We start from the raw sequence: 19131 nt of genomic DNA on the forward strand, positions 1-19131 counted from the left end.
TACCTCAGCTCTCGGCGGGTTCTAGCGCGATGGTCAGCGCGAAGGCGGTGGAAAACGGCTGGCCGGTTTCGGCGGTGATTTCGGCAGGATCGGCAAAGTGGGACGCGGCTTCGACCTGCCAGTCGCGGGACTGATCGTCCTGCACGATGGCGCGCACGCTGACAGCGGCGCGGATGGTCAGGGTTCCGGCGGCTTGTTCGGACGGGTCCTTGCCCACGCCAAGCAGAAGTTGCAAAGCCTCGCGGCTGCTGTCGGATGCGGAATAGCCGCAGGTCATGCCGCCAGGGGTTGGTTGCATGATCAGCAGGCTGGGGACATCGCCGCCAATGGAAAACAACTGCGTTTCCGGGCCGAGCGTGGCCACCTGCCCGGCTGCGTCGGCCAGAACCATATCCCAGGATTTCGGCGGATCACCGCGATCTGCGCGCACCGCCAACTGTTCGACAATGCTGCGTGCTGACGGGGCACTTTCCGCCGCCTGCCAGCCGGACTCCAGCACCGTCTTGCTGCGCAATGCCATGGGTACATTGGGCGCAAGGCAAGCCAGGAACATCGCCTCAAGCGGGGTAGGTGGGGCGTCAGCGGGGTCACTGCTTTGTGCCGCCACGATTCTTGGAGTGCTGGCAGCGGTGGCAATCACGAATGACGCCAGCAAAGCCCGTAGGAACCAATTGGTTCGCAAATGTAAGGCGCGGCGCATGGCGCTATCTCAAGCCCTTTTTGTCACTCTACCCAATTGCATCCAGCACCGCCTTGCCAAGGGTGGCGGGGCTGTCGGCGACGACGATGCCGGCGGATTTCATCGCCTCGATCTTGTCATCCGCGCCGCCTTTGCCGCCGGCAACGATCGCGCCTGCGTGGCCCATGCGACGGCCCGGAGGGGCGGTGCGGCCCGCGATGAAACCGGCGACCGGCTTCTTGCGGCCCTTCTTGGCTTCGTCTTTCAGGAACTGCGCGGCCTCTTCTTCGGCCGAGCCGCCAATCTCGCCGATCATGATGATCGACTGGGTTTCGTCGTCGGCCAGGAACCATTCCAGCACGTCGATATGCTCGGTCCCCTTGATCGGGTCGCCGCCGATACCAACCGCCGTCGATTGACCAAGGCCGGAGTCGGTGGTTTGCTTGACGGCCTCATATGTCAGCGTGCCCGAGCGCGAGACGACGCCAACCGAGCCTCGTTTGTGGATATGGCCGGGCATGATGCCCATTTTGCACGCATCCGGCGTGATGATGCCGGGGCAGTTCGGACCGACCAGGATGCTGCTGGTCCCTTCCAGCGCCCGTTTGACCCGCATCATGTCGAGGACCGGGATGCCTTCGGTAATGCAGCAGATTAGCGGGATTTCCGCGTCCAGCGCTTCGAGGATCGAATCCGCGGCGAAGGGCGGCGGGACGTAGATCACGCTGGCGTTCGCGCCCGTTGCCGCCACCGCTTCGTGGCAGGAGTTGAAGACCGGCAGGTCCAGATGGCTCTGCCCGCCCTTGCCCGGCGTCACGCCGCCAACCATCTGCGTGCCGTAGGCAATCGCCTGTTCGGAATGGAAGGTGCCCTGAGAGCCGGTGAAGCCCTGACAGATGACCTTGGTGGTTTCGTCTATGAGGATTGCCATTCAATTGTCTCCGTAGGCCGGGCGTCTGCCCGGCATTCCGATGCGTGCCGGGCAGACGCCCGGCCTACGATTATCCTTTGACCGCTTTCACGATCTTCTCGGCCGCGTCGCCCAGGTCATCCGCCGCGATCACGTTCAAGCCGCTTTGGTTGATGATCTCTTTGCCCTTTTCGACGTTGGTGCCTTCCAGCCGGACGACCAGGGGGACTTGCAACCCGACCTCTTTCACCGCGCTGACCACGCCTTCGGCGATCACGTCGCAGCGCATGATGCCGCCGAAGATGTTGACCAGGATGCCTTTGACGTTCGGGTCGCTGGTGATGATCTTGAACGCCTCGGTCACCTTTTCGGTGGTGGCGCCGCCGCCGACGTCAAGGAAGTTGGCCGGTTCCGAGCCATAAAGCTTGATGATGTCCATCGTCGCCATGGCCAGCCCGGCACCGTTGACCATGCAGCCGATTTCGCCGTCCAGCGCGATGTAGTTCAGATCGAACTTGGATGCGGCGAGTTCCTTTGGGTCTTCCTCGGTCTCGTCCCGCAGCGCGGCGACATCGCGCTGGCGGTACATGGCGTTGGAGTCGAACCCCATTTTCGCGTCGAGGCAGACGAGCTCTCCGCCCTCGGTCAGGATCAGGGGGTTGATCTCGACCATTTCGGCGTCTTTCTCGTTGAACAGCTTATAGAGCGTGCCCATCAGGCCGACGCATTGCTTGACCGCCTTGCCTTCCAGACCCAGCGCGAAGGCGATGCGGCGGCCGTGGTAGGGCATATAGCCGGTCGCGGGGTCGACCGAGAAGCTGACGATCTTTTCCGGCGTGCTGGCGGCGACTTCTTCGATGTCCATGCCGCCTTCGGTCGAGCAGACGAAGGACACGCGGCTGGAACCCCGGTCGACCAGCAGGGCGAGGTAGAATTCCTTCGCGATGGCCGCGCCGTCTTCGATGTAGATGCGGTTGACCTGCTTTCCCGCCGGGCCGGTCTGATGGGTGACCAGCGTGCGGCCCAGCATCTTTTCGGCCTCGGCCGCAGCTTCGCCCACCGATTTGGTGATCCGCACGCCGCCTTTGTCGCCTGCGTCGGCTTCTGCGAAGCTGCCCTTGCCGCGCCCGCCGGCGTGGATCTGCGCCTTGACGACCCAGACCGGACCATCCAGTTCGCCTGCCGCCGATTTCGCCTCTTCGGCGCGCGTGATCGCGCGGCCTTCGCTGACAGGCGCGCCATAGCTGCGCAACAGGGATTTGGCCTGATACTCGTGGATATTCATGGGCGGCGTATCCTTCGCTGATGAGTTGGGGCGACGGTTGCATGAATATTTGCGGGTTGAAACGGCAATATCCCGATGTGCAGGCAAAAAGCGACATATGTGATCACAGCATCTTTTGCGTGATCACATAAGCGCAGCGGAAGCAGCAATTGGCGCGCGTTCAGGTGGTGGGGGGCGTGTAAATACCGTTCAGGAACCGGTAATCGGCTGCGAACTTGCGCAGGATCACCCGGGTTGCTTTTGGCGACAGTTCACTGCGGGAAAATCGCGGCCCGGTGCCGGAATTGGTCGGCATGGTGATTTGCTGGCCGGTGCGTTCGCTGAGGGCCTGTGTCAGGTCGGCCATTTTTTCGATCGGAAAAATCGCGTCAAGCCGTGCGGGATCGCGGCCAAGAAAGCGGGTCTGGGCATCGACGTGGTGGCGAATCAGGCCTGACATCAGGCGATAGCGATCAAGCTTCAGGCAGAATTCTTCCAGGTCCGGGCGCAGGCTGATGCGCAGCAAGCGGGCTTTGCGCTTTGCGGTATCGCGTTTTTCAAGATCCCGCAGGCCGACAACGCGATGACCATAGGCTGACAGGATCCTGTCGACCGGGTCGCGCACGACCGCGAAATTCCACAAATCCGCGCAGGCCTTGAAATCGCCACGCGCAAGCGGGCGCGACGGATAGATTTCGTGCAATGCTTTGGGTTTGTGGGCTGATGCCTCGGTACGCTTTTCGAAAGGTTCGCCGCATTCCAGTGCGAACAGGACCCGTTTCATTGATGAACTGGCGATTTTCGGGATGCCGAAATACGCCAGTCCATGGTCCTTCAGAATAACGGGCAATCGGGGGCCTTAGCCCAAGTTGCTGTCGATGGCGCGGCAAGCCTCGACCAGGCCTTTTACGGCGTCGACCGATTTGTCGAACATCGCCTGTTCGGCCTTGTTGAGGTTGATATCCACCACGCGTTCGATGCCATTGGCGCCGATCACGGTTGGCACGCCGACATACATGCCCTTCAGGCCAAGCGCGCCGTCGACCCAGGCCGCGCAGGGCAGCAGGCGCCGCTGATCGTTGAGGTAGGCCTGCGCCATTTCGATCGCGCTGGAAGCGGGCGCGTAGAAGGCCGAGCCGTTGCCCAGCAGGCCAACAATCTCGGCACCGCCATCGCGGGTGCGCTGGATGATCGCGTCCAGTTTTTCCTGCGTGGTCCAGCCCATCTCAACCAGATCGGGCAGCGGGATGCCGCCAACGGTGGAGTACCGCGCCAGCGGCACCATCGTGTCGCCGTGGCCGCCCAGAACAAAGGCGCTGACGTCGCGCATCGAGACGTCGAATTCCAGGCTGAGGAAATGCCGGAAGCGCGCCGAATCAAGGATACCGGCCATGCCAACCACCTTGGCGTGGGGCAGGCCCGAATATTCGCGCAGCGCCCAGACCATCGCGTCCAGCGGATTGGTGATGCAGATCACAAAGGCATTCGGCGCATTGGCGGCGATGCCCTGACCAACCGACTTCATGACTTTGAGGTTGATGCCCAGCAGGTCATCCCGGCTCATCCCCGGTTTGCGTGGAACACCGGCGGTGACGATGCAAACGTCCGCGCCTGCGATATCGGCGTAATCTGTGGTGCCCTTCAGTTTGGCATCAAACCCTTCGACCGGGCCGCTTTCGGCGATATCCAGCGCCTTGCCCTGGGGTGTGCCGTCGGCAATGTCGAACAGGACGACATCGCCCATTTCCTTGAGGGACGCGAGGTGCGCCAGGGTTCCGCCGATTTGTCCGGCGCCGATAAGCGCGATTTTGGGTCTGGCCATGTGGGGATGCTCCGATGTCGATGACGTTGTGTCATGTGATGTCGATTTCGGGGCCGTGCCTAGCCAACCTTGCCGGGCAGCGCAAGCAGCCCAGCGCAGTGCGCCGGGTTGCAGGTGCCGGACCCGAGGGTGCACCCCTTTACGAATCGGACCCCGGCACGGGGGCAATTTCATCAAACCTCTCAAAGGCCTCGCCCGAGGCGACAAGGCACATCAGGCCCGCCGCATTTGTCACCGTGATGGTCCAGGTGCCGGTTCCGGAAGCGGCGAAAACTTCGACCATCTGGCCCTGTGCGGCCAGCCCGGCGGACTGACGCGATTCGCCGTAGCCCTCGGACAGGCGGGCCAGAACGGCGTCGCGGGGGCCACAATTGCGCGGGTTGGACTGGGCGAGGGTTGCGGCGGGCAAAGCGACAAATGCGAAAGATGCGACAAGCGCGGCGGCAAGGCAGGATCGGGTCATGGAGTGTCCTTTTTGGTGTTAAATGCGCCGGGCGGTCTGTCCAATCGTGGCCACCAATTCCTTAACGGTGCGTGCCCGCGTTAATGGCATCAAAGCGACGGCACGCAGGAACCGCCTTGAACAAGGCCCCGAGAATATGCTGCATAGCAGCGAAATTCAGCGCGGGGGAATGACGACATGGGCAGCGAACGACATCTTTGGCGGTCCATGCTGTATATTCCCGGTTCGAATGCGCGCGCACTGGACAAGGCGCGCAGCCTGCCCTGCGATGCGATCATCTTCGATCTGGAGGACGCGGTCGCACCCGATGCCAAGGCGGACGCCCGCGCCGCTTTGACCGGGGCGCTGGGCGCGGGTGGTTACGGCAATCGTGCGCGTGTCGTGCGGATCAATGCGCTCGACACGCCATGGGCGCGCGATGATCTGGCGGCACTGGCCGGGGCGGCGCCGGATGCCATTTTGTTGCCCAAGGTGAATGGGGCCGAAGATATCACGGCGCTGACTGATCTGATGGATGCGGCTGGTCTTGGCGGCGCGGCGATCTGGGCAATGATGGAGACGCCGCGTGGGATACTGAACGCGCTGGCGATTGCTGATGCGCCGGGGATGCAAGGATTTGTGATCGGAACCAACGATCTGGCCAAGGATCTGCACCTGCCAGAGGGGGGCGGACGGCCCTCAATGCGGATGGCGTTGCAGGCCTGCGTTCTGGCGGCGCGGGCCGCAGGGATTGCCTGCGTTGATGGGGTGTACAATGCGTTCAAGGATGATGCTGGGCTGCGGGATGAGTGTGCGGATGGCCGCGCGCTGGGCATGGACGGCAAAAGCCTGATCCATCCCGCGCAATTGGACATCGCCAATACCGCCTTCGCCCCCTCTGAAGACGAGGTCGCGCTGGCCCGGCGTCAGATTGAGGCTTTCGCGCAGGCCGAGGCCGCCGGGCAGGGCGTCGCGGTGCTGGATGGCAAAATCGTCGAGAACTTGCATGTCGCCACGGCGCGGGCCACCTTGGCCAAGGCAGAAGCAATTGCGGAGACCTGCACATGATCTGGATCATACTTGGCGTGCTGCTGTGGAGCTTTACGCATTTTTTCAAGCGCCTCGCGCCGGGGGCGCGGGCGGCGATGACGGATCGCATGGGCAATGCCTCCAGGGGTGTGATCGCGCTTGTTCTGGTGGCTTCAATCGTGCTGATGGTGATCGGCATGCGCAGCGCGCCCTTTGTCGATCTGTGGTTCCTGCCGCCCTTTGTCATTCACATCAACAACCTGCTGATGCTGATCGCGGTAATTCTGCTGGGCGCGGGGTCATCGAAAAGCCGGCTGCGCGGCAAGCTGCGCCATCCGATGCTGGCGGGTGTGGTTGTCTGGTCGGTTGCGCATTTGCTGGTGAACGGCCATCTGGCGGCGGTTCTGCTGTTTGGCGGCATCGGGCTTTGGGCGCTGATCCAGATGCAGATCGTGAACCGGGCCGAACCGGCGCCGGATCCTTTTACTGGGGGATCGCTGGTCGGGGATATCCGGCTGCTTGTAATCTCGGCAGTGGTGTTCGCAGTGAATACGGGAATTCACACATGGCTCGGCGTCTGGCCATTCCCGGGGTAAGCGCATGAAACTTTACAGATTCCTCAGCGAGGACGACACTTCCGCCTTCTGTCACAAGGTCAGTGCTGCGCTGAACAAAGGCTGGGAGCTTTATGGCGAACCCACCTATGCCCATGACGCCACCAGCGGCGTGATGCGCTGCGGGCAGGCGGTGGTCAAAGAGGTTGCAGGCGACTATTCCCCCGACCTCAAACTGGGTCAGCAATGAAGACAAATCCGGGTCGGTTTTTCGAGGATTACGCGTTGGGCGAGGTGATTGCCCATGCGGTTCCGCGAACCCTGGGGCAGGGCGAGCGTACGCTATACACCGCGCTATATCCCAGCCGCCACGCGATCCTGAGTTCGGATGAATTCGCCCGCGATTGCGGATTGGATGCGGCCCCGCTGGACCCGCTGATCGCGTTTCATACCGTGTTCGGCAAAACGGTGCCCGATATTTCGCTGAACGCGGTCGCAAACCTTGGCTATGGCGAGGGGCGCTGGCTGGCACCGGTCTGGCCGGGCGATACGCTGAGCGCGACATCACTGGTGATCGGGCTGAAGCGAAACTCGAACGGGAAATCCGGTGTGGTTTGGGTGCGCACGACGGGTCGCAACCAGCGCGGTGAAGATGTGCTGAGCTATGTCCGCTGGGTCATGGTGCGTACGCGCGATGGTGGGGGCGACGCGGAACCGGTGATCCCGGCGTTGAATGGTGCGGTGGACGCGCGCGACCTGACGATCCCGCCAGGCCTTGATCTCACCGCCTATGATTTTGCCGCTGCGGGCGAGGCACATCGCTGGGGCGACTATGCGGTTGGCGAGAAGATTGATCATGTGGACGCTGTGACGCTGGAAGAGGCCGAGCATATGCTGGCCACGCGCCTGTGGCAGAACACGGCGAAGGTGCATTTCGATGCGACCCATCGCGAAGACGGGCGGCGCCTGATCTATGGCGGGCATATCATCAGCCTGGCGCGCGCGCTGTCGTTCAACGGGTTGGCGAATGCGGCGCTGGTTGTCGGGCTGAACGGGGGCGCGCATGCAAATCCGGCCTTTGCGGGCGACACGGTGACGGCGTGGTCCGAGGTTCTGGACCGGGCCGAAACCTCGGCACCTGATGTCGGCGCGCTGCGGCTGCGGCTGGTCGCTGTGAAAGCGGGTGCGGAGGCGTTCGCCCTGCGTGGCGCGGACGGAAAATATGCGCCTGATGTCTTGCTCGACCTCGACTACTGGGCTTTGATCCCGACATGAAACCGCTTGCGCTGATCCTGTCCGCCTGTCTGGTTGCCGCGCCGGTATCGGCACAGGCTGACCGGACCCAAGTGCCTGAAAACGCAGATTTTGTCGCGTCTAACGTGATCGCGATCCTGTATCACGAATTGGGGCATGCGCTGATCGACATCCTTCTTCTGCCCGTCTTCGGACAGGAAGAGGACGCCGCCGACACCCTGTCGGTTCTGATGATGGACGCGCATTTTGAAGATGACGCCGCCAGCGCGATCCTGTCGGACACGGCGTGGAGCTTTCTGATGGATGACGAGGCGCGCGCGGCCGAGGGGGTCGAGGTGGCGTTCTGGGACGTTCACGGCCCGGATCTGCAGCGGCTTTATAACACCGTGTGCCTGGCCTATGGGGCGTCGCCTGAAACGCGCGGCGACCTGATCGAGGAATTCGATCTGCCCGAGGACCGCGCCGAGACCTGCGAAGAAGAATTCGAGGTTGCCGCCGACAGCTGGGGCGGCGCATTGGCCGAAGTGGAAGGGGGCGAGGGTGCGTTGCTTGAGCTGCTGGACGGAGAGCCTTCGTTCCTGCGCGATCTGGCCCGGGCCGAGATCGGCGCCTTGAACAGGCTCTATTCACTGGAACCGCCGATCACCGTCCGGGTCGAGGAATGCGGCGAAGCGAATGCCTATTACAACGGTGCCAGCACGGCGATTACGCTTTGCGAGGAGTTGGTGGATCACCTGAACGCGCAAGGGGCGGAGTAGGGTTGGCCTTGGTCTTAGGCGGGTAATGACGGGTTAGTTTCCGGGCGTTAGTTGCACGCTTGGCCATTGTCCGTTCCGGGCCGCAATTGTCGAACGGTTCTGGCGCTTTAGCCGTGTGCCGCCATAACGATCTGCACTTTGCCATCGGTCAGCTTCAACGCCTCGGGCAAGCCATCCAGCGCTTGATCCAGCGGCAATTCAGCCGCCACATCTGTCACCCACGCCCCGCTGAGGAACCGTTTCTGGACCAGCCCGCTGATCTGTACCTGCTTAAGCAATGTGGCCTTGGCCGCCCAGTTGGTGGCCCAGAATGCCTCGACAGATTTGGTCATGAAGATTATCCCGCCGGGATTGAGAATTTCCGCCGAACCTTGGCCCAACCCGCCATAGATCACCCAGCGCGCGCCTTTGCCCATGCTGTCGAATATCTGCGACGACACCGGGCCACCGCCGACCGCATCCAGAAAGATCACCGGTTTTTCGCGGCGAAGAACCGACGCCAGATCCTGTGCAAACTCTGGCGACGTCGCGTTCAAAACATGGGTCGCGCCAAGCGTCTTTAACGCCGCGATCGGTGCATCCCGGCGCACGATCCCGATCATCCGCTTGCCCTGATCACCGGCCAGCGACGCGGCAAGCTTGCCCAGCTGGCTGGCGGCGGCTGTGAATACGAAGGCTGCGCCCGGCTGCACCAGGTCCAGCATCGCCGCGACCGAGATCGGGTTGACCAGCATCGCGGCGGCGTCGCAGTCTTGCATGCCTTTCTTTAGCGGGATCACCGACTTTGCATCCGTGACGGCATAGTCCGCCCAGGCCCCTGACCCGCGCGCGCTGACATAGAAGGCGACGTTGCGCCCCTTCATCATCCGCGCCATCAGGCCACCTCCCGTTGCGACGACCGTGCCGACACCTTCGAACCCCGCCGGGGTGCCCGCGACGCGGGACTGGCCGTAGGTGCCGGTCACATACGCCAGGTCCGAAGGGTTGACCGTGCTGCGGCGCACCCTGATCAGCACCTGACCGGGGCCGGGTGTCGGCACCGGAATTTCGGCCAGTTCCAACAGGTCATGCGGCGCGTCAAGGCCGCGCATCGTGCCCGCATCACGCGCAAGTCCGTCTTGCTTCAGGATCAGCGCCCGCATCATGCCGCCGGGATGTGCCATTTGGTTCAGACCGAGGTGCAGACGTACTTCAGCTCCAGGAAATCGTCGATCCCGTGGTGGCTGCCTTCGCGGCCCAGACCCGACTGTTTGACGCCGCCGAAGGGGGCGGATTCGGTCGAGATGATGCCGGTGTTCACACCCACGATGCCGTATTCCAGCGCCTCGGACACTTTGGTGACGCGGCTGATATCCTTGGCGTAGAAATAACTGGCGAGCCCGAAGATCGTGTCATTGGCCAAGGCGATCACCTCATCTTCGTCCTTGAAGCGGAACAGCGGCGCGAAGGGCCCGAATGTCTCGTCCGTCGAGACCAGCATGTCGGGTGTGGCGTCGGTGATGATCGTCGGTTCGAAGAATAACCCGCCGAGTTCGTGCCGGCTGCCGCCCAGGCTAATCTTGCCGCCCTTTGCGACGGCGTCGGCGATATGTTCTTCGACCTTTTCAACGGCGTCTTCGTTGATCAGCGGGCCAAAGTCGGACCCTTTCAACCCATCGCCGATGGATTTCGCCGCGATCGCCTTGATCAGCTTTTCTGAAAACTCCTCGTACACGCCATCCTGCACGTAGATCCGGTTGGCGCAAACGCAGGTCTGGCCGTTATTGCGGAATTTGCACATGATCGCGCCTTCGACGGCAGCATCCACATCGGCGTCATCAAAGACGATGAACGGCGCATTGCCGCCCAATTCCATCGAGCATTTCATCACCTGATCGGCGGCTTGGCGCAGCAGAATGCGCCCCACTTCGGTCGAGCCGGTGAAGGTCAGCTTGCGCACCTTTGAATTCGACGTGAACTCCTTGCCGATCTCGGACGCCGAATTTGACGGAATGATCGAGAAGACGCCTTTGGGTATTCCCGCGCGGTCGGCCAATACCCAAAGCGCCAGCGCGCTGAGCGGCGTCAGCGAGGCAGGGCGGCAGATGAACGAACACCCCGCAGCCAGCGCCGGGGCGGCCTTGCGGGTGATCATCGCGTTGGGGAAATTCCACGGCGTAATCGCGGCGGCGACACCGATGGGTTGTTTCAGCACCGTGATGCGTTTGTCAGGCGCGTGGCCGGGGATGGTTTCGCCGTAAACGCGCTTGGCCTCTTCGGCGAACCACTCGACAAAGGAGGCGCCATAGAGGACCTCACCCTTCGCTTCGGCCAGCGGTTTGCCCATCTCGGCGGTCAGAATGGTGCCAAGATCGTCGGCGTGTTCGACCATCAGGTTGAACCATTTGCGCAATATGCCGGCGCGGTCCTTGGCGGTGCGCGCGGCCCATTCCTTTTGCGCGGTGTAGGCTTTGTCGATCGCTGTTGCGGTTTGCGCACGGTCGATATCGGCAACCTCGCAGATCACATCGCCCCGCGCCGGGTTGGTCACTTCGAAACTGCGACCGCCGGTGCCATCGGTCCACTCTCCGGCCAGATAGGCGCGGGTGGCCAGAAGTTCGGGGTCTTTCAGCAGGGATTTCAGATCGGTTGTCGCGTCAAGCATGGCATGGGTCCTTATCATGTACGGCTGGGCAGTCGCCGGGGGGAAGGTTAAGTCTTGATGGCGGAGCAAGGGCAGAGGTGCAAGCCATGGTGACAGATCGCGATTATGAGAACGGGACGTTCATACCGGGCGCCGAAGCCTATGCGCCGCGCTGGGCCGAAGCGGCGCGGGCGTGGCGCGAGGTTGAGCATGACGTGGGGCGCGCACGGCTGAACCAGCCCTATGGAAACGGCGCGCGCGAACAGTTCGACCTGTTCTACCCCGCCGGCCGGCCCAAGGGGCTGTTTGTCTTCTTTCACGGCGGATACTGGATGGCCTTCGACCGGTCTGGCTGGTCACATTTCGCGCGTGGCGCGACCGAGGCGGGCTGGGCCGTCGCGATGCCAAGTTACACGCTGGCGCCCGAGGCGCGGATTTCCCGGATGACCGCGCAGATCGGCGCAGCGGTTAGTGCGGCGGCGGATCAGGTGCCAGGGCCGATTGTTCTGGCCGGGCATTCCGCAGGCGGGCATCTGGTCGCGCGCATGGCCAGCACCACCGGGCCGCTAGGCGCTGGCGTGGCGGGGCGATTGCAGCGGGTGATGCCGATTTCGCCCTTGTCAGACCTGCGCCCGTTTCTGGGCCTGACCATAAACGAGACACTGGGTCTGGACGCGGCAGAGGCCGAAGCGGAAAGCGCGCTGTTGCAGGAGCAAGGGCCAGCCCCCGTGACGGTCTGGGTCGGGGCCGAGGAACGGCCTGTGTTCCTGGATCAGGCGCGTTGGCTGGCCGAGGCCTGGCCGCGTGCGGAGCTGAAGGTCGCGCCGGGGCGGCATCATTTCGATGTGATTGACGAGTTGGAACAGGCGGATAGTCCGCTGATGCGGGCGCTGCTGGCTGCGTAGCGGATTGTGCGTCTGACCGGGAATCGGCCAAAAAGCCCTGAAGCTCGCACAGCGAACCCGACAACATGTGGACACGTTTGGCCTGAAGCGGGGGTTGGCAGTTACATCGTAAGCAGGGCGCGCGCCGGACCGGTGGGCTGGCGCTGCGCCATTGAGTTTGCATGATTTATGGCGCAGGTCTGGCCGCCACCACGCTTGGACGCGCCAAGCTCAGACCAGCGCCTGACCGGCGGGACCGGTCCGGCGCGCGCCCTGCGCCTTGCGGCGCGCACCGGGCGCAGGCAGAGCCGCCAAGGTCGGCTGCAGACAAAGATCGTCGTTCAGCTCAGTCTCAGACTTAACCGCCCCCGGTGCCGAACATGTCACCCCATGTCGGGAACGGATCTCCCTCGGCCGGGGTCGCCTCGTACACGCCGCGCGCGATGGCGCGGGTTAGACAGGTCGCGGCGGCGTGGCCGATCTGGGTCAGGTCGTCGGGCGGATTTGTCAGGGCACGCGCGCCGGTTGAGGCTGCAAAGACAAGATCGCCATCGAACATCGTGTGTGATGGCAGGATCGCGCGGGCCATGCCGTCTTGCGCCACCATCGCGACCTGACCGGCCTGTGCCTTGTCCAGGGCGGCGTCGGTGGCGACAATCGCCAGCGTGGTGGCCTGAAGAACCGTTGGATCGTGCTTCATCCGTGGCGTTGCCACCGGGGCAACACCACGCCCCCCAAACTCACCGTCTTCCTCGAACGATGCGGCCCAGAACTGCCCGGTTTCGGGATCGGCGACCCCGCCGATGGCATTGACCGCGACCAGCGCGCCAACCGTCACGCCGGATTCCAGCACCCAGGAGGCGGAGCCGATGCCACCCTTCAATCCGGCCGTTGTCGCCCCGCTTCCCGCCCCGGCTGTGCCGAGCGTGAATTCAGTGCCTGCGGCGTCGAAAGCCTGTCGCCCCAACGGCCCATAGGGATTGGTGGCCCAGTCCTTCTGGCCCCCGCTCAGCAGATCATACAGGATTGCGGCGGGCACAATCGGGATTTTTGGCCCCGGTGTTTGCACCCCGCGTCGGGCGTCCCGCAAAGCCTCGGCCACGCCCGACGCGGCATCAAGGCCGAAGGCCGACCCACCCGACAGAACCAGCGCATCCACCCGGTCGACCAGTGTGCCGGGGCCTAAAGCGTTTCGACATTAACCTGAGACATATCCGGCGGCCTTAAAGTAGTTCCAGCATTCTACTGGGTCGTAGAGATCGCAGATTGCTCCGATTGCTTCGAAGACCTGGGTAAAGGACCTGGCCCCGATCCGTCGCAAATGGGCTTTCAGTTTAGAGAAGGCCTGCTCGATGGGATTCAGGTCGGGCGAGTACGGTGGCAGGTAAAGGAACCAGCAGCCGTGATTGCGTAAAGCCTGCGTCGCCTCCTTATTCCGGTGGGTTGCCAGGTTGTCGAGAATGACGACAGTGCCGGGGTTGATCTCGGGGACCAGCACTTCGCGGATGTAGGCCGCGAAGGCGGGGCCATCTATCGCTCCCTTGATGACCCAAGGTGCGATCAGCGCGCCTTGGGTCAGGCCCGCGATCAAGGTTTGGGTTCCCCAGCTTCCGAAGGGCGCATCCATCGTCAGGCGCTTACCGCGCTTGGCTCTGCCGCGTAGGCGCGTGAGGTTTGTCTTCACTGCGGTTTCGTCAATAAAGACAACGCGCTCAGGAAAGGTCGCAATGGCTGGCGAGCGGTATCTGAACCAGTCGGCCCGTTGCTGCCTTACCTTGGCGCGGCGGCGCTCGGTTGCGACCAGCGACTTTTTTTGTACGTGAAGCCGAGCCGGGACAGAAGGTTGGCGATGGAGGAGTGATGCACCCGCACACCCTCTGCATCGGCCAGCGCATTACGCAACTCAAAGAGCGTGATGTCAGGGTCTTGTGCGATCAACTCCTCAAAGAATTCCCGATGCGGAGCCAGCTTTCCCTTGCCGCGCGGCGGTCCCTGCCGGGCAGGTTCCGCATGACCCTTCATCCTCACCTGACGCGCCCACCGCGCGCCTGTGGCAGGCGACAGCTTCAACCGCAACGCCGCCGCGCGCCCGCTCAACCCTTCTTCAATGTATCTCTGAAACCGTATCCGAAGCGCAGATGGCAAAGGTGCTGACATGATCCATCCTCCCAAACAGGATGAATCACAGATCAGGTCTCAAGGGAATCCCTCGCGATTCAGGTTCAAGCCGAAACGCTTTAGGCGCGCCCGCGCCAAACGGGCGGTGCGGGTCTGCGGCACCTTGCTGGTGACCTTGTCTGTGGCAAGGCGCTTGATCGGATATCTGCTCATGCCCCGACCCTGCCCAACCGGGGTTAACCGCCCCTGATCCGACCGAACGCCCCTGCCATACGTTTTGCCGACGCTTCGCAGACGCAACGCCGACCTTGCGAATCCGTAATTCACCGCTTATCTGGGATCTTGAGAGGTTGGCGCGGGCAGGCGCCTCGCCAACCCGGCCAGGTCCGGAAGGAAGCAACCGTAACGAGCCCCGCTTGGGTCGTTGTCCAGCCTCTCACTCGAACTGCCACGCCTGCATAGGAGGGTGTCCATGACTGTCTTGATATCCCCGTCGGGCGGGGGCGTGTGACAGGGCCAACCGCCCTGCAACCCCACTGCCTTGACCAGCCCGATCGGCGCGCCCGGACGACCGGCGCGGTGATGTCGTGACCTCTTTTTGCAAGGCAGAACAATGACCTATACGCTTGCTGACCTCGGATGGTCGGCCAATTTTTCACAGCAACTCTCCATCGAAGACCTCGAAAACCTGACGCCTGCGCGCGTGTCCGAGGTTCACCGGACCACCCTGTCGGTCCTGACCACAGGCGGCCCGCTGACCGTCGGGACCGAGAAGACCTCAACCGGCGACTACGCTGTCGGCGATTGGGTGCTGCTGGACGGGGATCAGATCGACCGGCGGCTGGAACGATCCTCCGCCCTCGAACGGCGCGCCTCGGGTGAAGACGCCCGCACCCAGCTGATCGCCGCCAATGTCGATACGCTGTTCATCGTAACCTCTTGCAATGCCGACTTTAATCCGGCCCGGCTGGAACGTTATCTGGTGCTGGCGCATAGCGCCGGATGCCATCCCGTGATCGTGCTGACCAAGTCCGACATGGCCGAGGCAGAGGATTACATCCGCCAGGCCGAGGGTCTGCAACCGATGCTCAGCGTGCTGGCCGTCGATGCCCGCAACCCGGATCAGGCCGCTGCGTTAACGGATTGGTGGGGAAAGGGACGTACGGCGGCGATGGTCGGGTCGTCAGGTGTCGGCAAATCGACGCTGGCGACGACGCTGACCGGGCAGGACGTCGCGACGGCAGCGATCCGCGAAGACGATGCCAAGGGCCGCCACACGACCACCGCCCGCTCGCTGCACCGCGCAACCCACGGCGGTTGGTTGATCGACACGCCGGGGATGCGCGCGTTGCGCCTTCTGGATGCAAGTGACGGGATTGAAACGGTATTCTCGGATCTCGAAGACCTCGCCGTGAGCTGCAAATTCCGCGATTGCGCCCATGACACAGAACCCGGCTGTGCCATCCAGGCAGCCATTGCCGCAGGCACGATTGACCCAGCGCGCCTGCACCGCTGGCAAAAACTCGCGCGCGAAGACACCCGCAACTCCGAAACCCTGGCCCAGTCCCGGGCCCGCGGCAAATCTTTCGGCAAGATGGTCAAAGGCGCGATGTCGGCGGCGGATCAGCGCAAAGGGCGCTAACGTCAGTCCGCAGGGACTGGTTCCGCCGGCACGGTCGTCGCCGGTTTTGTCGGCGGAACATAGCCCTCGGGCGGATAGAGCATCTGGATCACCCAGGAATAGATCAGCAGCCCGGCGATGGCCAAAACAGGCAGCATTGCCAGCAGGATCGGCACCCGGCTCAGCCACCGCGCGCCGCCTTTTGGCAGGCGTCGTCCCAGCAGGAATATCACCAGCGCAACGCCCCCTGCCGCCAGCTACCACCCGAAGAACCCGGCAACCCGGTTCAGGCCGCGGGTGAAGCCATCGCCGGTGGGTTCTGACCAGATCAGGATCGAAATCGACCAGAGGTACGCAATGATCCAGGCCGCACCAAGGATCAGCAGCATGCGAAGCAAAGCAGAGCTTGTCGTCCGATCCCTCATGTCGCCTTATTTCGTCTCAGTTCCGATCCGGCGATGTTAGCAGCCCCCGCCGCCCAGGCAAACTGGGCGTCGGTTTCCACCGCACAGGGGCGCACTGCGCGAAGCCTGTCCAACGCTTCGGACGGGCGCTCCCCCACCTCGACCATCAGGCGCAACACCGCCATCCCCGAACGACCGCATCCGCCCATGCAGTGGATCAGGACGCGCCCGCCATTCTTCAGCACCGCCAGCGCCCTGCCCGACACCGCGTGCCAATCCCGCGCCTGCTGCGCCGTCGGTGTCGCATAGTCGGCAACCGGAAAATGGCACCAGTCAATGCCCATCGCCTGGATTAGTGCACCCATGTCAGCCTGGCCAGCCTCAGCAAATTCCGCGCCGGTCGTCATCGAGATGACAAGCGCCGGGCGCCAGTCTTCGATCGCCGAAAGATCATCCGCCAATCGACCGTTCCGCCCCGGCATTTGCGACATCCCGAGGGTACCGTTCGATACGTTAACGGGAAAAATCTCAATGTCAGCCACACCCATGCGCATTGTCTCGGTCAGGTCCTTCACCATCAGGCATCGCGGGTCCGGGACGCGAAGGCAAGTTCACCGCCGGACTCTTTGGCGTATTCAGACGAGATTTCAGTCGCCCGAACGCCCTGAACCCGCTAGATCGACATGATGAGCGATCACGAACAGGACATGGCGGAAGAGCGGACCGATTGGGCCGAGGACCGCACAATGCTTGCCAACGAAAGGACGTTTGGCGGCTGGATGCGCACCGGCATGGCCTCGGTCGGTGTGGCGCTTGGCCTGAAGGCCGTTTTCGCAGCTTTTGAGCCGACCTGGGTACCGCGCCTTGTGGCCTCGATCTTCATTCTGGTGGCCGTGCTGATTTTCTGGGCTGCGCGGCGCAATGCCGCCAAGATGATGCAACGGCTGAACAGCCACGTGGCCGAATCGGCCTCGACCACGCGAATGACGATTATCACCGTTGTCCTTAGCGCCGGGGCCGCCGCGACCGGACTGATCCTGTGGTTTCTGTAACGCCCGCTGAACTGACGACCGATGGCGGGGTGTCCCCGACAACTAGACCCGCAGAACGATCTTTCCGATGTGATCCCCGGCCTCCATCCGCGCATGCGCTTCGGAGGCGTCATCCAGCGCAAACTCCTGATCCATCACCGGGGCCACGCGGCCCGCGTCCAGCAGCGGCCAGACGTTGGCCAGCAGGGCCTCGGCAATGCGGGCCTTGGCGGCGTCCGATTGCGGACGCAGGGTTGATCCGGTGATCGTCAGACGACGCATCATGACTTGCGCGAAGTTCAGTTCGACCTTCGGGCCTTGCAGAAAGGCGATCTGCACCAACCGCCCATCGTCCTTCAGCGCCTTCACATTGCGCGGCAGATAGCTGCCGCCGACCATGTCAAGGATCAGGTCAATGCCGCCTTCGGCTTTCACCACCTCCACGAAATCCTCATCCCGGTAGTTGATCGCCCGTTCCGCACCCAGGTCGGTACAGACGGCGCATTTTTCATCCGATCCGGCAGTGGTGAAAACCCGTGCCCCGAACACGCTGGCCAGTTGGATCGCCGTGGTGCCGATCCCGGAAGAGCCTCCGTGGACCAGAAATGCCTCGCCCGCCTTCAATCCGCCGCGCATGAAAACGTTGGACCAGACGGTGAAGAAAGTTTCCGGCAGGCAGGCAGCGCGGCGCAGGTCCATGCCCTTGGGCACCGGCAGGGCGTGGGCCGCTGGTGTGGCAACGTATTCGGCATAGCCGCCGCCGGGCAGCAGCGCACAGACCTGGTCGCCAATGGCCCAGCCGGTCACCCCGTCACCGATGGCAGCAACCTCACCGGCGGCTTCCAGCCCCGGCAGGTCGCTGGCGGTGGCCGGGGGCCTGTAGGACCCGGCGCGTTGCAGGGCGTCGGGGCGGTTGACCCCGGCGAAGGCGACTTTGATGACGACCTCGCCATGGCGCGGTACGGGGATCGGTCGCTCGGCTGGTTTCAGAACCTCTGGCCCGCCGGGCTCACTGATCTCAACGGTTCGCATTGTTTTGGTCATCTGGTACCTTCCTGTCCCGGATATCCGCGCCGCGCCGGTGGCGGGCGAACGCCTGCCAACAACCGGTTCGGCCCCGCCATCAAAGCGCTGGCCAACTTATTCTCGCGCAGGGTCGCCTTGGCCTTTTCAAACCGCATCACATCCTCGATCCGGCGATCCAGGAACGCCCAGGTTGCGGCATGTCCCGGGCTGTCGTCGCCCAGCCAGAACAACACCGTCGAACTGTATACCGCGCTGAGCGTGGCGCGTTTTGTGTACCAGTTGATGTCTTCAGACGTATCGCCAAGCGCGGTCCAGATTGCATCCGCCGTGCCCCAGATCGCGCGCGCCCCAACGGGGGCCCAGCGTGGCAGGGCGAACAGCGTCGCACCCCGCCGCACGAATTCGCGGTTGCTAGCCGCCTCGATGCGCCAGCGCACCGCGTGGGTGACCTTGTCGCGAAACCGCATCCCGGTCAGGTCCGCTCCCGCGATCCGCTTGCGCATAAGGGCATCGCCGCGCGCGTGATAGGCCAGCGCCAGATCGACGCCACCGCGTGGAAAAAGGCCAGTGGCCAGCGCTGGCGCAACCCCCGCATCGCGGACCGCCGCGTCAAATGTCACCTGCGACCAGCCATCGAAAGCGACATGGGGCAAGGCCGCGTCAAGCAGCGCATCATGGGGGTTTGCATCCGTCATCGTCATGCTCCGCGGGC

The 19131-nt window shown here is 63.3% G+C and carries 22 protein-coding genes, 1 other RNA gene and 1 pseudogene; 9 read left to right on the forward strand and 15 right to left on the reverse strand.

Features of this window, described 5'->3' with window-relative positions; genetic code table 11:
* Positions 1 to 4 precede the first annotated feature (4 nt).
* From GKR99_03570 to GKR99_03595, 6 genes are all read right to left on the reverse strand, one after another.
* The gene (locus tag GKR99_03570; GenBank protein ID NKB26675.1) at positions 5 to 520 is read right to left on the reverse strand and encodes a hypothetical protein; all 516 of its coding nucleotides are present in this window, start codon (positions 518 to 520) and stop codon (positions 5 to 7) included.
* A 208-nt stretch (positions 521 to 728) separates the two neighbouring features.
* The gene (sucD, locus tag GKR99_03575) at positions 729 to 1610 is read right to left on the reverse strand and encodes a succinate--CoA ligase subunit alpha (GenBank protein ID NKB26676.1); all 882 of its coding nucleotides are present in this window, start codon (positions 1608 to 1610) and stop codon (positions 729 to 731) included.
* A gap of 70 nt (positions 1611 to 1680) precedes the next feature.
* Positions 1681 to 2874, reverse strand: a complete 1194-nt coding sequence (gene sucC, locus GKR99_03580; protein NKB26677.1) for an ADP-forming succinate--CoA ligase subunit beta — start codon at positions 2872 to 2874, stop codon at positions 1681 to 1683.
* Between the two features lie 160 nt (positions 2875 to 3034).
* On the reverse strand, positions 3035 to 3703 hold the full coding sequence (locus GKR99_03585) for a hypothetical protein (protein NKB26678.1): 669 nt from the start codon (positions 3701 to 3703) through the stop codon (positions 3035 to 3037).
* A gap of 9 nt (positions 3704 to 3712) precedes the next feature.
* On the reverse strand, positions 3713 to 4675 hold the full coding sequence (gene mdh / locus GKR99_03590) for a malate dehydrogenase (GenBank protein NKB26679.1): 963 nt from the start codon (positions 4673 to 4675) through the stop codon (positions 3713 to 3715).
* Between the two features lie 139 nt (positions 4676 to 4814).
* Complete coding sequence (locus GKR99_03595; protein NKB26680.1) at positions 4815 to 5138, reverse strand: hypothetical protein; 324 nt, start codon at positions 5136 to 5138, stop codon at positions 4815 to 4817.
* A gap of 177 nt (positions 5139 to 5315) precedes the next feature.
* On the opposite strand from GKR99_03595, the gene GKR99_03600 reads away from it, so the two are divergent.
* The 5 genes from GKR99_03600 to GKR99_03620 are packed head-to-tail and all read left to right on the forward strand — an operon-like array spanning position 5316 to position 8712.
* On the forward strand, positions 5316 to 6185 hold the full coding sequence (locus tag GKR99_03600) for a CoA ester lyase (GenBank protein NKB26681.1): 870 nt from the start codon (positions 5316 to 5318) through the stop codon (positions 6183 to 6185).
* A complete protein-coding gene (locus tag GKR99_03605) occupies positions 6182 to 6742 on the forward strand; it encodes a hypothetical protein (protein NKB26682.1) in 561 nt (186 codons plus the stop codon). Before GKR99_03600 ends, GKR99_03605 begins: the two co-directional genes overlap by 4 nt.
* 4 nt (positions 6743 to 6746) lie before the next feature.
* A complete protein-coding gene (locus GKR99_03610) occupies positions 6747 to 6950 on the forward strand; it encodes a DUF1737 domain-containing protein (protein NKB26683.1) in 204 nt (67 codons plus the stop codon).
* Positions 6947 to 7975: a hypothetical protein gene (locus GKR99_03615; protein NKB26684.1), complete on the forward strand. Its 1029-nt coding sequence runs from the start codon at positions 6947 to 6949 to the stop codon at positions 7973 to 7975. The genes GKR99_03610 and GKR99_03615 overlap by 4 nt, the downstream gene beginning before the upstream one ends.
* On the forward strand, positions 7972 to 8712 hold the full coding sequence (locus tag GKR99_03620) for a hypothetical protein (GenBank protein NKB26685.1): 741 nt from the start codon (positions 7972 to 7974) through the stop codon (positions 8710 to 8712). The genes GKR99_03615 and GKR99_03620 overlap by 4 nt, the downstream gene beginning before the upstream one ends.
* A 107-nt stretch (positions 8713 to 8819) precedes the next feature.
* On the opposite strand, the gene GKR99_03625 is transcribed toward GKR99_03620, so the two are convergent.
* Positions 8820 to 9875, reverse strand: coding sequence for a zinc-binding dehydrogenase (locus GKR99_03625; protein NKB26686.1), 1056 nt, complete (start codon positions 9873 to 9875; stop codon positions 8820 to 8822).
* A gap of 5 nt (positions 9876 to 9880) precedes the next feature.
* Positions 9881 to 11356, reverse strand: a complete 1476-nt coding sequence (locus tag GKR99_03630; GenBank protein ID NKB26687.1) for a succinate-semialdehyde dehydrogenase — start codon at positions 11354 to 11356, stop codon at positions 9881 to 9883.
* 86 nt (positions 11357 to 11442) lie between these two features.
* On the opposite strand from GKR99_03630, the gene GKR99_03635 reads away from it, so the two are divergent.
* Positions 11443 to 12240 carry an alpha/beta hydrolase fold domain-containing protein gene (locus tag GKR99_03635; GenBank protein ID NKB26688.1) on the forward strand — a complete coding sequence of 266 codons (798 nt, stop codon included), beginning with the start codon at positions 11443 to 11445 and terminating at the stop codon, positions 12238 to 12240.
* 337 nt (positions 12241 to 12577) lie between these two features.
* On the opposite strand, the gene GKR99_03640 is transcribed toward GKR99_03635, so the two are convergent.
* Complete coding sequence (locus tag GKR99_03640; GenBank protein ID NKB26689.1) at positions 12578 to 13390, reverse strand: peptidase T4; 813 nt, start codon at positions 13388 to 13390, stop codon at positions 12578 to 12580.
* Between the two features lie 27 nt (positions 13391 to 13417).
* Positions 13418 to 14376: pseudogene (locus tag GKR99_03645) on the reverse strand (IS630 family transposase).
* A gap of 304 nt (positions 14377 to 14680) precedes the next feature.
* Between GKR99_03645 and ffs the strand changes: the two are divergent.
* Positions 14681 to 14779: signal recognition particle sRNA small type (gene ffs / locus GKR99_03650), an RNA gene on the forward strand.
* A gap of 171 nt (positions 14780 to 14950) precedes the next feature.
* Positions 14951 to 15979: a ribosome small subunit-dependent GTPase A gene (gene rsgA, locus GKR99_03655; protein NKB26690.1), complete on the forward strand. Its 1029-nt coding sequence runs from the start codon at positions 14951 to 14953 to the stop codon at positions 15977 to 15979.
* Between the two features lie 2 nt (positions 15980 to 15981).
* On the opposite strand, the gene GKR99_03660 is transcribed toward rsgA, so the two are convergent.
* Genes GKR99_03660 through GKR99_03670 form a run of 3 tightly spaced genes read right to left on the reverse strand, consistent with a single transcriptional unit; the run spans position 15982 to position 16910 of the window.
* Entirely contained in the window at positions 15982 to 16191 is a 210-nt protein-coding gene (locus tag GKR99_03660; protein NKB26691.1) for a hypothetical protein, read from the reverse strand.
* Positions 16192 to 16215: 24 nt separating this feature from the next.
* The gene (locus GKR99_03665; protein NKB26692.1) at positions 16216 to 16383 is read right to left on the reverse strand and encodes a hypothetical protein; all 168 of its coding nucleotides are present in this window, start codon (positions 16381 to 16383) and stop codon (positions 16216 to 16218) included.
* Positions 16380 to 16910, reverse strand: a complete 531-nt coding sequence (locus tag GKR99_03670) for a protein phosphatase (GenBank protein NKB26693.1) — start codon at positions 16908 to 16910, stop codon at positions 16380 to 16382. The genes GKR99_03665 and GKR99_03670 overlap by 4 nt, the downstream gene beginning before the upstream one ends.
* Positions 16911 to 17048: 138 nt before the next feature.
* Between GKR99_03670 and GKR99_03675 the strand changes: the two genes are divergently transcribed.
* The gene (locus tag GKR99_03675; protein ID NKB26694.1) at positions 17049 to 17414 is read left to right on the forward strand and encodes a DUF202 domain-containing protein; all 366 of its coding nucleotides are present in this window, start codon (positions 17049 to 17051) and stop codon (positions 17412 to 17414) included.
* A 42-nt stretch (positions 17415 to 17456) separates the two neighbouring features.
* On the opposite strand, the gene GKR99_03680 is transcribed toward GKR99_03675, so the two are convergent.
* Both GKR99_03680 and GKR99_03685 read right to left on the reverse strand, forming a co-directional pair.
* Positions 17457 to 18437 carry a zinc-binding dehydrogenase gene (locus tag GKR99_03680; GenBank protein NKB26695.1) on the reverse strand — a complete coding sequence of 327 codons (981 nt, stop codon included), beginning with the start codon at positions 18435 to 18437 and terminating at the stop codon, positions 17457 to 17459.
* Complete coding sequence (locus tag GKR99_03685; protein ID NKB26696.1) at positions 18434 to 19120, reverse strand: COQ9 family protein; 687 nt, start codon at positions 19118 to 19120, stop codon at positions 18434 to 18436. The genes GKR99_03680 and GKR99_03685 overlap by 4 nt, the downstream gene beginning before the upstream one ends.
* Between the last annotated feature and the right edge of the window lie 11 nt (positions 19121 to 19131).

The sequence above is a fragment of the Paracoccaceae bacterium genome, from assembly GCA_012103375.1.
In the GTDB taxonomy this organism is placed as follows: Bacteria; Pseudomonadota; Alphaproteobacteria; order Rhodobacterales; family Rhodobacteraceae; genus WLWX01.